This window comes from Gardnerella leopoldii, from assembly GCF_003293675.1.
Taxonomy (GTDB): domain Bacteria; phylum Actinomycetota; class Actinomycetes; order Actinomycetales; family Bifidobacteriaceae; genus Bifidobacterium; species Bifidobacterium leopoldii.
In genome coordinates, this window is sequence record NZ_CP029984.1 from 496,661 (window position 1) to 510,437 (window position 13,777).

Sequence of the window (13,777 nt, forward strand, 5' to 3'; positions counted from 1 at the left end):
ATCTTTTTTTCTTCTTCGCTTCGGCGTGTTGAAAAAATTACGAATTTTCAAAATATTTATATATGAAAATAGTAATAATAGTTTTAAATTATGCTATTTTCAGTATAAAAATCTCCTTTACTATCTTGTTTAAAATCAATAACATTCACTGGCTTTTTTGCCAAGTTTCCATCAAAGTCAATGAACGAGTGTTGTGGCAATGAAGAAATATCATGTTTTGGATAGTCTCTTCTAAAGAAAGCACCTCTAGATTCATGTCTAGCAAGTGAAGATTGTAATACTGCTTTTGCAAGTAGTGACATGTTCTTTATTTCCCATATTGCAGTAATTTCTTGGTTAAAAACTAAATTATCGCTATGAATGTGTAATGACTGAATTTTAGGATCTATAAATTCTTGTATGTCATTGAGTGCTTTCTTAATTGATTGTTCGTCGCATGATATTGCAACAGCGTTTTCCATGATTTTTCCTAAATCTGCAAATAATTTATAAGGATTATCTTCTTCTATTTGTGAAGATTCGTCGTTATAACTGTTGTCTGTAAAATCTGTAACTTGCTTCGCACTCGTTTCCATAAGCTGATTAAGTTCATTATTTCTTTGTTTATATAAGACTTGTAGTGCAACATTACTTGAGATAGTTTTATTGGTTTCGTTCGTTTCGTTCGTTTCATTGATTTCGTTACTGTTAGTTTCATCATCCTTGTTTAAGTTTTTCAATTCCTTTGCTATTGTTGCTCCCGCACGATTTCCAAAAAGGCATGCGTCAAGCAAGGAGTTTCCTCCTAATCGATTAGCTCCGTGCACTCCTACGCATGAGCATTCTCCGGCAGCGTATAAACCATAAACAATATTTTGGTTGTTATTTTGCCATCTATATACTTTTCCATTCAAAGTTATCGGTATTCCGCCCATTGTGTAGTGAGCTGTAGGGCGAATTGGGACTAAATCGCAAGTTGGGTCAAGATGAGCATATTTTTCAATAGTTTCTGTAACTTGTGGCAAGTATCCTAACATATTTTCTCGGCTGATATGTGTCATATCTAGCCAAACACAATCGTTATGCGAATTGCTTTGTTGCGTAGTTGTTGAATCGTTTACACCTCTTCCTTCGCGAATTTCTTTGGCAATTGCACGAGAAACAACATCTCTTGGAGCTAAATCTGCATGTACTTCATCGTATTTTTTCATAAAAGCTTCGCCATTTGAGTTCCTAAGCACGCCGCCTTCAGCTCTTGCTGCTTCTGAAAGCAGAATGCCAGTATGAGCTAGTCCAGTAGGGTGGAATTGAATGAACTCGCAGTCTTCAAGTTGTAATCCTGCTTTTAGAGCTAAAGCCATGCCATCGCCTGTTAAATCCCACGAATTAGATGTTGTTGCAAATAATCTTCCCGATCCGCCTGTAGCTAAAAGTAAGAATCTAGACCTTATTGCTCGCAAGTTTCCTGCAGATAAATCAAATGCAACAATTCCTTCAACGCTCATAGTTTGATCGTTTATAGCAACATCTGTTACGTAACAATCTTCAGCAAATACAATATTCTCGGAAACACATTGTTGCCATAAGCTATGCAAAATTTGGTGACCAATACGATCTGCAGCAAAAGCCGCACGTTCAATTGGATTCTTTCCAAAATTAGCAGTATGCCCACCAAAACGGCGTTGATTAATATACCCATTTTGCGTTCGAGAAAATGCTACGCCATCATGTTCAAGCTGAATAACTGTTTTCGGCGCTTCTTTTGCAAGTAGCTTTGCTGCATCTTGATCGCTTAGCCAATCTCCGCCATGAACTGTGTCATAATAATGCCATTGCCATTTGTCTTGTTCAACATTTCCAAGGCTTGCTGCTATACCTCCTTCAGCAGAACCCGTGTGTGAACGCAATGCTGGCACTTTAGAAATCACTAAAATTGATGGTGTTTTTCCTCCTTTTCTCATACATGCGTATTCTTCGGATTTAATTAATCCTAGTGCTGCAGATAATCCTGCAGCTCCAGCGCCAACAATAATAACATCGTAGTATTCGCTTGATTGCATACTTTTATTTTCTCACATATCTTGTATTGGGCGCGTTATTTTACGCTACTTTTTGCTGTGATAATGTTAAATTTTCTTTATTTTGTACAATAATTCCTTCCAATTCTAGCAATGCAATTTTCCCAGAAATTTCAGCAATAGATGGTATGTAATCTAATTGTTTTTCTTCGTAAGAAGCTTTTATTATTTCGTATATTCTGTCAACATTTGCAAGTTCACGTTTGCGTTTGCATGTTGTAATTGCGTCGATAATTAGTTTTTGCGTATTGTCATAATTTTTATAGTCTATACTTAATTTTTCTGGTTTAGGTTGAGAATAAGCAAAGTAATGATGAGATTGAGGAAACAGAATATCTATATCTTGATTTGAACACAATATTATAGCTTGTGAATCGTGTATTAGCTTGTTGCATCCTGCATTATTAGGCTGATTGATATCTCCTGGTATGGCGTATAGTTCGCGATTTAAATCAGTTGCCCATGTTGCAGTATTTAGCGCTCCGGATTGTAATCTTGCTTGAGCAACTATAATTTTTGATGCTAGAGCTGCAATAATTCTATTTCGTAATAAAAATCTGTGGCCTACAGGTGTTGTATCTGGGCATAGTTCGCTAATACACGCTCCGCCTTTTGCAATAATTTGTTCAAAAAGCTGATAATTGCATCTGGGTCCCATATGATTTAATCCTCCAGCAAATACAGCAATGGTTTTTCCTGTAGGCTTATTTTCATCTACATCTTGTGCATCTAATGCGCCCCAATGTGCTGCTGCATCAATTCCGTACGCTCCACCAGAAATAACAGTATGGCCTTTCGAAGCGCAATCATAAGCAAATTGATATGCAAGTTCTCTTCCGTAGTCTGTGCAAGAGCGTGAGCCAACAATAGCAAGTGGATTATGACATTGTGTTAATGCTTGTGGATTCCCTACACCCCACAAGCATAAAGGTGGTGAGAAATGACTCTGAAAAGCCAAATCTTGTAATTGTTTCGGCCAATATTTGCTGTGTGGTGCAATAATCCATTGCTTTCCGCCAGAAGTGAACCATTGACATAGTGATTCATTATTCCATGTTGGTAAATGCAATAATCGAACGCACCATTTTGAAATAGAATTGTGTAACACTTCTAAAGACTTAGGCGCATTATTGTTGTGATAACCCCACGCTGTTAAGCCCTTCTTGAAATAATTTTCTAAGAGTGTAAGTTCTTTATGGTTTTTTATGAAACTTATCATTGTAGATACTAATTCTTGATTTTTGTTACGTTTTCTTGAGCTAAAAGTTTTAGAATTGGCATCGTTTTCTTGATCTGCTACTTCACTAATAATTGGAAGTTGCATTTGTTGAGCTGAGCCTGTTGATTGTTGTTTCGTAAAATTTTTCACAATTGTTTTTAATATTGAAACAATTTCTTTAGCGCTTTTAGATCCCAATAGTAGCGTGTACATAATTGCATCCGCTCCTTCAAGGCAGAATGTAAGTATTGCACGAGATATTGTTTCTTCGTCTGGTGAAGAAAAATCGCTAGGTGAACTAATGGTTTCTTCATTGTTATCCGTGTTGTTTATGTTCTTAGTATTCATATTCGTGTCCTTAAACTGATTGCTTGTGCAATGTCTGTCATGTCTGGTGAAGTGTGTCCAGAAAGATCAGCAAGCGTCCACGCGAGTCGCAATGCTCTATCTGCTCCTCGCAAACTCAATTGATGCTTTTCTAATGCACGGTTGATAAGTCCTACAGCTTGCTGTGAAGTGTATTTTCTAAGCCATGTTCCAGATGCTTGTGCGTTGCAATCCCAGCCTTGTTTTATAAAACGGTCGCGAGCAATTTTACGAGCTTCTATTACGTTATCTCGCATTGTTTTGCTATTCAGATACGTGTTTTTAACTGAGTTTTGTGCATTGTCTTGATGATGGTTTGAAATAATAATTCGTTCTACTGGAGGTACATCCATTTGAATATCAATACGGTCAAGAATTGGACCTGAAAGGCGTGAAAAATATCGTGCTCTTTCGCGCTCTTTGCAAGTACATCGTTCTCCATTTCCGTATGCGTATCCGCAAGGACAAGGATTTGCAGCAACAACAAGCTGGAATTTAGCTGGATAAAGAGTTGTCCCTTTTGAACGAGAAATAGCAATATGCCCTGATTCCAATGGTTCTCTTAGGGTTTGCAATACTCTAGGAGAAAACTCTGGAGCTTCATCCATAAACAGCACTCCGCAATGTGCTCTAGTAATAATCCCAGGTTTTGCAACTCCTGTTCCTCCTCCGATAAGAGAAGCTGCTGAAGCAGTATGGTGAGGTGCTTCAAATGGTGGAATATTGCTAATTCCGTAATAGGGTAGTGTTCCACAAAGTGAACGAATTGAAGCAACCTCAAGCTGTTCTTGTTCGTTAAGTGGACACATAATGCTTGGTATTCGTGAAGCTAGCATGGTTTTCCCAGATCCTGGAGGCCCAATCATCATTACGTGATGCCCTCCAGCTGCAGCAACTTGTAGAGCCCATTTTGTATGTTCTTGCCCTATTACTTCAGACATATCTCCAATTTCATATTTTGGTTCAATTTGTAGTGGAGAAGTGCTTTCTTCGTGAATTGACGAATTATAATCTTCTTCTCCATTGTTATAATTTCCATTTCGTTCAAGGACTTGCATATGTTTATACGCAGGGTCTTCTTCAATAAGCTTGAGTGATTCTTCGCTCAAACTGCCATGCAATTGCGTCACTAAATCTAAAATATGGTGTATTCCAATAGATTCAATTCCATCTACAAGTTGCGCTTCGGCAAGATTTTCTTGCGGAATAAGCATTCGTTTAAAATGCATCTTTTTTGAGTAAAGTGCAATAGGAAGAATGCCTTGAATAGGTAATACTGTCCCGTCAAGATTTAGTTCTCCTAAAATAACTGTATTTTCTAATTCTGTAAGTGGAATATACTTTTCTGCGCTTAGTATGCTTGCCGCGATAGCTAAATCGTATGATGCTCCGCTTTTTGGCATTGAAGCAGGTGATAAGTTTACTGTTACCCTTCCTTCAGGCCATTTACAATGCAACGCAAAATGAGCTGATTTAACGCGCTCTCTTGCTTCGCTTAATGAAGTGTCAGGTAAGCCGATAATAGAAAAGTTTGGCATATTTCCAGATATAAAAGCTTGCAGCTGAATAGTAAAAGCTTTAAGACCAATAAGTCCTATTGATGTTGCGTTTCCAATATGCATTAGAATGCTCCTTGAACATGCTTGAATTGGATTGATGAATTATCTTCAATTTCTTCCAAAGATTGCAATTCATATGCAGAATCTGGATAAGTGTATTTGTTAATAATAAGAATTGATACAGCGTCAAATCGAATACGGTAAGGAGGTATATCGCTTCCGAATTCTTCCAGCCATTTCATACCAGTTGTACGTAATTTGCTACATTTTTCTTGAGTAATTGCTTCAAGTGGAGTGCCACAACGTACGCTTCTTCGAGTTTTTACTTCCACGAATACCAATTTTTGTTCTGGAGTAATCATCACCAAATCTAGCTCTCCATTACGGCAATGCCAGTTTCGGTCAATAACGTGCCACCCTTTTTGTATGAGTCGCAAAGCTGCGTATGTTTCTCCCAGTTTTCCCAACTCTTTACTTTCAAGAGAATCATCTTGAAGCTCGTTGGACACTTGTTCAAGTTTTTCTTGCAAAAATACTTGAGCAGTCTCAGCGTCGTCAATCTCGTCAAGCGAGATAATTTCATCGTCAATAATGTGTTTTTGTGTAATCATGCTGCTATTTTCTGTGCTTATTGAGCAGTAATCCAGATTTTTTAAGCATTGTGGATAAAAGCTGCATACGGCGTGTTGTATTAGAAATTCAGTATATTTTCTGTATTTTTCTAAAACAGATTTCGCTATTTTTTGCAAACTGTTAATTCGTTATAGCTAATTTTGATAACCGCAGGTATGTACGAATGAACCATAGTGGCATATTGTCGTTATCACTTAAATAAATATGTAAACAGAAAACGGAAAAGTAAGTGGATGCGCAAAGTGAGCTGAAGCAAACTAATCTACTGTTTGAAAAAGTCGCAAAACTGGAGGGGTATTATGAGCGATATTGAAGAAACGCAAGGAAAGTATCATTTTGAAACCTTGCAGTTGCATGTTGGTCAAGAGCAGGCGGATCCGGCAACTGATTCTCGTGCAGTTCCTATTTATCAAACAACAAGCTACGTGTTCCACGATTTTGATCATGCCGCTGCTCGTTTTGATTTGCGTGACGCTGGAAATATTTATGGCCGTTTGACGAATTCTACTCAAGATGTTTTTGAGCGTAGAATTGCAGCTCTTGAAGGTGGAACTGCAGCTTTGGCTGTTGCTTCTGGTGCGGCAGCTGTAGACTATGCTATTCGTAACATCACTCAGCAGGGCGATCACATTGTGTCTTCAAAGAATGTGTATGGTGGAACTTATAACCTTCTTCGTCATACTCTTCCTCGAGATGGTGTAACAACTACTTTTGTGGATCCTAAGAATCCTCAGAACTTCGAGGATGCAATTCAGCCGAATACGAAGCTCGTGTACTTTGAAACTTTTGGTAATCCTAATGCTGATTTGCCTGATTTTGAGGCTATTTCCGAGATTGCGCATCGCCACAATCTTCCTGTTTTTGTTGACAACACTTTTGCAACTGCATACTTGTTCCGTCCGCTTGAGCATGGTGCAGATATTGTAGTTGAGTCTGCTACGAAGTTTATTGGCGGCCATGGCACAACTCTTGGTGGCATTATTGTTGAAGGCGGCAATTTTGATTGGGCTAAAGTCCCTGGAAAATTCCCAACTCTTACTGAAGCTGACCCTAGCTATCATGGTTTGAACTTCTATGATGCTTTAGGATCTGTGGCTTTTGTGACTCGTATTCGTGCGATTATTTTGCGCGATACTGGCGCTTGCATTAGCCCGTTTGCTGCATTCTTGCTTTTGCAAGGCACGGAAACTTTGAGTTTGCGTGTTGAGCGTCACGTTGAGAATGCGTTGAAGGTTGTTCAATATTTGCAAACTGTGCCAGAGGTTGAATCTGTAAGTCATCCTTCTATTGAAGGTCGTTCTGATCACGAGCTTTATAAGCGCTACTTCCCGAATGGTGGAGGCTCTATTTTCACGTTTGATATTAAAGGTGGAAGGGATGCAGCTCGCATATTTATTGACAATTTACAGCTTTTCTCATTGCTTGCAAATGTTGCTGACGTAAAGTCATTGGTTATCCATCCTGCATCTACTACGCACTCTCAGGAAACTTCTGAAGAGTTGGAAGATCAGGGCATTCATGAAGGTACTATTCGTTTGTCTATTGGAACTGAACATATTGACGATATTCTTGCCGATTTGCAGCGCGGATTTGACGCTGTTCGTAAAGCAGGACTTGCTTAAATAGAAAAGAGAAAGCAAAGTAAAAAATTATTAATTAAAAATATTCCTGAAGATCCATTACCATTTTATTCGGAGCGCATTCGTATTTGTATGTGCTCCGATTTTTTATACATTATGTAAATTTACGCATCATACTTTAGGATGAGATGCTAATTTTTTCTCAATAATTTCCGCCTTACGCACGATAGTAACCAGCAGTCTTTTCACGTAAATTTAAGTATTAGCAGTAGATAACTATGCGATTACTACTTTTTAAGAAAAGGAGCAGTTATGAACAGTCCGTACGAAACAAGCTCATACGAGCAAGAAAATGCTTTAGATTTTAGAGCAGATTTTAACCAAAACTTGATTGGTGAGACGGCAGTTGCAGCTTTGCATGTTGTTAAAGATTTTGGCAAGGGTGCAGGCATTGTTCACGCTTTGCGAGACGTTAGTGTTAGCTTTGAGCGCGGCAAGTTCACTGCGATTATGGGCCCGTCTGGCTCTGGAAAGTCAACTTTAATGCATTCTTTGGCTGGTCTTGACAGCGTTAATTCTGGAAAAGTTTTGGTAGATGGCCTAGATATTACAGGAATGAGCGATAAACAGCTTACGCTTATGCGACGCGAAATGGTTGGGTTCATTTTCCAAAGTTTTAATCTTCTTCCAATGTTTAGTGCTGAGCAAAATATTCTTATGCCTCTTACTTTGGCAGGCAAAAAGCCAGATAAGCAATGGTTTAATACTTTGGTTTTAACTCTTGGCTTGCAAGATCGCTTAAAGCATAGGCCTGCTGAGCTTTCTGGCGGTCAGCGACAACGCGTTGCAATTGCTCGAGCTTTAATCTCTAAGCCTTCCGTAGTTTTTGCGGATGAGCCTACCGGTAATCTTGACTCTGCTTCCAGCTCAGAAGTTTTGCATTTTTTGAAGAAGTCTGTAACGGAACTTGGTCAAACTGTGATTATGGTTACTCACGACGCTGTTGCAGCGTCTTATGCGGATCGAGCAATCGTGTTTGCAGATGGTCAAATCGTTGAAGACGTGCAAAATCCTACTGCAGAAGGAATGAGCAAGATGCTTATGGAACGCAGCGAGGCTGGCGTTAATAATCAGCCTGCTCAATTGCAATAAAAGGTGGTGAAGTTAGAATGTGGAAAATCGCACTAAAACTTATGCGTAAAAGCGTGCGCATGCTAATCGCCTCTGGAATTGCAATTCTTATAGGCAGCATGTTTATGAGCGCTACTTTGCTTTTTGCAAACAGCGTTGATGACTTGATGGTTCGTAACGCAACAAATGAATTCGGTAGCGCAAATTATGCAATCTCATTTAAAAATCCTAACAGCTCTCCGAGTAGTGAAATTCATTACAAAGACCTTCATTTAGACAAAATATCGAAGATGCCTGGTATCAACGGTATTCGTAGTGACGATGCGACTGCGCTTGTAAGAGTGGAAAAAGGTGATAAATCAGTTACAAGTATTGCTTGGTCTAGTGGTTTGTATGGAAATCTTCCTGTTTATAAATCAACAGAAGGTAGAGATCCGCAAAAAATAGGCGAAATTACGCTTATTAAAAGTATTGCAAAATCAATACATGCAAACATTGGCGATACTATAACTTTGGTTAAAGTAGATGACACTGGCGGAGATAAAGAAAAATCGTACGATGTTCGTGTGGTTGGTCTTGTAGACGATGGAGAACATTCTCAAATACCAGTTTCAAATCGCGGCACGTATCTTGGTGGAGTAACGAATGATTTTTGTGCAAAACTCAACAATCTTAAGAATTTTGACAATGAAGTTGTGCAAAGCAAAGTGTACATGAGTATTGATGAATCTAAAATAAACGATTTATCTCCTAAGATTAACTCTTTGCTTCCTTCGAGATTCTCTCTTATGTCTAGGCATGAAGTTGGCGTAAGAGCTGTTCGAAATGTGTCTAACGGCACTAATTTTGTAACCATGTTCTTGCTATCTTTTGGTATCCTAGCGTTGCTTATTTCTTCGCTTGTTATAGCAAACACATTTCAAGTTTTGGTTGCTCAACGCAGACGCACTCTTGCACTTTTGCGCGTAATCGGCGCACAATCGCACCAGCTTTATGCAGCAGTTTTGCTTGAAGCCGCAATACTTGGAGTTATTTCTGCGGCTGTTGGCGTGCTTTGCGCAATAGGATTTATGGGCGCAATTAGTAACGTGAATATTAATTCTGGACCGTTATCTAAGATTCCTTTGATTGTTTCACTTCCGGCAATTGTGTGGCCAATAGCAATTGGCACGATTGTAACAGTTCTTGCATCTATGAGTGCTGCTCGATCTGCTACAAAAGTAACGCCTATGGAAGCGCTGCGACCAATGGATTTGATTAAAGATAAGCGTGCAAGCATTATTCGCGCTGTTTTTGGCGTTCTGTTTATTGTTGTAGGTATTTTAGCTACGGCTTTAAGTGCTACTTCTTTGGCAAGCATGATTGCGGGTAAGTCGCCTACTGCTGGTTCTGACTCTTGGATGACTTTGCTTGGAGCAATGTTTGGTTGTGCGCTTGTTTTTATTGGCATTATTATTACAGCAACATTCTGGATGCCGTTTGCTATGAAGGCAACTGGAGCAATTATGGCGCTTTGTGGGCCCGCGTCTAAAGTTGCTAATGCAAACGTGCAAAGAAATCCTAGAAGAGTTGCAGCAACTGGAACAGCTTTGCTTATTGGAGTAACGCTTGTTTCTACAGTAGTAACGGGCGCAATTTGTGGTAAAGCAACTCTTAAAGGTGTTGTTGATGACCATTACAGTGTTGACATTATTATTCAAGGCAAGAATGTTGATGAATCTTTAGCTGCCGACATTTCAAAGATTAGTGGAATAAAGCATACTGAGTTGCTTCCTGCAGTTCCTATGACTTTTAAGAACGCTAAGGGCAAAACTGAGTATGCTATGGCAGCTGGAGTTGATAATGTAAATCAACTTAAAAATGTAATGCACACTGATCTTGATGGCGTTAATATAAACAAAGATTCTGTGCTTTTGCCTAAGTTTAACGAAGAAGGGGGAGAACCCTTTGAACTTAAAAAAGGAAACCTTAATCTACAAGCTTATGTAGAAAAGTACAGTTCTGGTGAAACAGACAGTGATGATATTACGCCATTTACCGGAATGAATACAGACCCGAGTAATAACGATAAGAGCATTACTGTAAAGCAAGTTCAGTTTAAGAAGTATAGGAATGTCAATATATATTCAAGGAATACTGCTTTTGTGAGCAAATCTTACTTCAATAACTACCTTAAGCCTACAACGCATATTCTGCTTATTTCGGTAGACTCTAGCAAAGCTAATCTTGTAGATATTGTTAAGAATATTAGAAATATTACATCTAGCTATGCGGAGGTTATGGCTGGTGGAAGCGTGTTCCAGCGAGCGCAGTGGGAAAGTGCTATCGACGTAATGATGATGTTGCTTGTTGGCTTAATAGCAGTAGCTGTTGTGATTGCTTTAATAGGTGTTGCAAACACATTAAGCTTGTCTGTTATTGAGCGAACCAAAGAATCTGCAACTTTGCGAGCAATCGGCATGACAAGAGGACAGGTTAGAAGATCTCTTGCGTTGGAAGCAACGTTGATTTCCTTAACAAGCACCGTTTCTGGCTTGATTGTTGGAACAGCGTTTGGGTGGATTGGATCCTACATGGTGTTTAGCGCAATTGGCAAAGTTCCGTTTGTAATTGATTGGACTATTTACGCGGTTCTTGCTCTAATCGCTTTGCTTGCAGCGCTTCTTTCCAGCGTTCTTCCAGCTCGTAGAGCAGTAAAGTCTTCGCCAGTAGTTGCGCTCGCGGAGGACTAAATTTCGTAAGAACATATGTGAAAAGATAGTCTGTAGAAGTTAAGTTGCAGAAAAAATAGAGATAATGCCGGTATGTAAATTTTACTTATCGGCATTATCTTTTTCTTAGGCTTTTTCGACACTCTGAAAAAATTTGTAATATTGTTATTATTTTTTAAAAATTATTGTGTATAACTATTCGAATTATATAATATTATGTGCATAATTGGCATTTTTTATTAATGGTCTTCAAAAATAATACGATTATTATTCATTATGACAAGTTTTATCGGAAATATTCCGAATAAATAGCGTTGAAAATGTATTTATTCCTTTGTTATGCTCAAGGATGACTGCTGACATAAGTTAGACATGAAGGCCGCTACGAGCAAGGAGTAACAAATATGGTAACGGTCAAGAAAAAATCTGCCGCAGCAATCGCAGGATTTGTTTTGTTCCTGCAAGGCCCAATGCCAGCATGGGCGCAAGAAGCTGTTGAGGATGTACAAAATACGCAAGCTCAAACAGAGGTGACTGCAAAAGCATCTACTGAAGAAGCAATTGAAAAAGCTGAAGAGCAGGTTCAGCAATTAGAAGCTCAAATTGAAGAGTATAAGAAAAAAGTTGCAGAATTTGACGATCTTTTAAGTAAAATCTCTGAAACTGAAAAAGGATTTGAAAACGTTGAGAAAGATAAGGAAAAGGAACTTTTAGAAGCTGAAAATGCATTGAAAATGGATTCCGAAGCCGCAAAAGTAAAAATTGCAGAATTTGAAAAATCCAAAGAAGAAAAGGATAACGAGCTTATTGGATTAAAAGCCGCATATGAACTTTTAAAAGAGCAATATGATCATGCAAAATTAGCTCTTGATGCTTTGCAAAGTGACGAAGAAGAAAAAAGTCAAACAAAAGAAAGAGCTGCAGCTAATATAAAACAATATGAATCACAGATTTCAGATCTTCACAAAGAAGTAGATAATCTTAATGAATCTATTGCAAGTGATTCTGCTCAAATTAAAGAGTATGATACAAAAATCGGTGAATTGGAATCCGCATTAGAAAAAGTTGATCCAAACGATGGTGATAATATTTATTCTATAGCGGAGCAGTTTAGAAAAGTCTCTAATGATCAAACTTCACTTAGCAAAAAAGTTGAAGAAAATAAGAAACTTGTTGCTGCTAAAGAAAAAACTGTGAAAGAATTAGAAGTTCTTTTCCAGAATGCAAAGCAAGAATTTGAAAAAGTAAGTGAAGATCTTCAAAAAATTAAAGATCAAATTGATGAGTCTAAAAAAGATGTAGCTAGTAAGCTTGAAGCTTCCAACAGTAAAGATTCTGAAGTAAAGAAAGCAGAGTCTGAAACAAAGCTTCTTAATAATATTATTGAGAACTATAAGTTAGTTGACGACAAAAAGAAACTAGATGAAAAAATTAAGTCATTAAGAAATGGCTTTGAAGGCGCTAAAACATTTAAGAACAATCAGATTCAGGAGAGAACTGCGAAAAGTGATTTAAAGAAGCAAGCTGAGGATTCTTTAAAGGACGCAGAAAAGAATCTTGAGGAAGCTAAAGCTAAAGTTACTATTCTTAAAGCTCAATTGAAGAAGGAAAAAGATCAAAAAGATCAGCAAAGTGGTAACAGTTCTGCTGGTAATAATGAGGCAAAAGAATCAGGAAAACAGACTGGTCCTACTGCTCCAGCACCTTCTGATTCTAAAAAAGATAATGAATCTCAAGAGCATGCTGCTCCAGTCCCTGCACCTCCAGTAGCATCTGCTCCGAAAGTAGCTGCTCCTGCCGAATCCGATACACAATCAAATGCTGCTTCTGAGGTTCCTAAAGCTAAGGTTCCAGTGCCATCTGTTAATTCTCCGGTTGTGCCGCCAGCTTCTGCGGCTCCAACAGTACCAGTTCCTACTGTTCCTACTGTTCCGTCGGCACCTGCTGCTCCTGCAACCCCTGCGGTTCCAGCAGTTCAAGTTGAAAATAATTCAACTCATGTTGTTCCTGCAGCTTCTGCGGTTCCAGCAGTGCCAAGCTCCAAGCCTTCTGATGCAAATACTCAGAAAGTAGTAGTTCCGGTTGTTGAAATAGTTAAAAAGGTTTCTTCTGCAGCCGAATCTCATGCTCCAGCTGCTGCTAATACTTCTTCTTCGCCTGTGACTCCGACAGACAATACTTCAAAAACAAACAAGTCAACCGAATCACAGGTTTCAGAAGAAAACTCTACGAAGCCTGAAAATAACAAGGGTGATGTTGAGGAAGTTGAAGAAAAGACTCCTGTTGAAAGCAATAAGCCACAAGCTCAAGCTAAAGTTGCAGGCGAAAACAAGTCTTCTGGTAATATGCTTAGCACTATAATGCTAGGCGTTTTGGGTGCATTAACTATTTCTGGAGCTGCTGCTGCCGGCGTGACTGTTATGCGTCACCGTCGCCTTCCAAGAGCATAAATTAAAAGGCTACTAGGTACGTTGATAATCTAAATTGCGGCTATTTGTGTCTATGCATAAACAGCCGCAAT

8 protein-coding genes are annotated in these 13,777 nt (G+C 38.8%); 4 read left to right on the plus strand and 4 right to left on the minus strand.

The window, feature by feature from the left end; translation table 11 throughout:
* Positions 1–83 precede the first annotated feature (83 nt).
* The 4 genes from DOD25_RS02170 to DOD25_RS02185 are packed head-to-tail and all read right to left on the minus strand — an operon-like array spanning position 84 to position 5,812.
* A complete protein-coding gene (locus DOD25_RS02170; RefSeq protein ID WP_101892151.1) occupies positions 84–2,039 on the minus strand; it encodes an FAD-binding protein in 1,956 nt (651 codons plus the stop codon).
* A gap of 40 nt (positions 2,040–2,079) precedes the next feature.
* Entirely contained in the window at positions 2,080–3,624 is a 1,545-nt protein-coding gene (dprA, locus tag DOD25_RS02175) for a DNA-processing protein DprA (RefSeq protein WP_064340592.1), read from the minus strand.
* On the minus strand, positions 3,621–5,264 hold the full coding sequence (locus DOD25_RS02180; protein ID WP_064340591.1) for a YifB family Mg chelatase-like AAA ATPase: 1,644 nt from the start codon (positions 5,262–5,264) through the stop codon (positions 3,621–3,623). Before DOD25_RS02180 ends, dprA begins: the two co-directional genes overlap by 4 nt.
* Positions 5,264–5,812 (minus strand): YraN family protein, encoded by a 549-nt coding sequence (locus tag DOD25_RS02185; RefSeq protein ID WP_064340590.1) that lies wholly within the window; start codon positions 5,810–5,812, stop codon positions 5,264–5,266. The genes DOD25_RS02180 and DOD25_RS02185 overlap by 1 nt, the downstream gene beginning before the upstream one ends.
* 321 nt (positions 5,813–6,133) lie before the next feature.
* On the opposite strand from DOD25_RS02185, the gene DOD25_RS02190 reads away from it, so the two are divergent.
* From DOD25_RS02190 to DOD25_RS02205, 4 genes are all read left to right on the plus strand, one after another.
* The gene (locus tag DOD25_RS02190) at positions 6,134–7,456 is read left to right on the plus strand and encodes an O-acetylhomoserine aminocarboxypropyltransferase/cysteine synthase family protein (protein WP_004106910.1); all 1,323 of its coding nucleotides are present in this window, start codon (positions 6,134–6,136) and stop codon (positions 7,454–7,456) included.
* 270 nt (positions 7,457–7,726) lie between these two features.
* Positions 7,727–8,566, plus strand: coding sequence for an ABC transporter ATP-binding protein (locus DOD25_RS02195; RefSeq protein ID WP_004106907.1), 840 nt, complete (start codon positions 7,727–7,729; stop codon positions 8,564–8,566).
* Positions 8,567–8,583: 17 nt separating this feature from the next.
* The gene (locus DOD25_RS02200) at positions 8,584–11,277 is read left to right on the plus strand and encodes an ABC transporter permease (RefSeq protein ID WP_064340419.1); all 2,694 of its coding nucleotides are present in this window, start codon (positions 8,584–8,586) and stop codon (positions 11,275–11,277) included.
* A gap of 383 nt (positions 11,278–11,660) precedes the next feature.
* Positions 11,661–13,706 carry a coiled-coil domain-containing protein gene (locus DOD25_RS02205; protein WP_004106902.1) on the plus strand — a complete coding sequence of 682 codons (2,046 nt, stop codon included), beginning with the start codon at positions 11,661–11,663 and terminating at the stop codon, positions 13,704–13,706.
* Positions 13,707–13,777 lie beyond the last annotated feature (71 nt).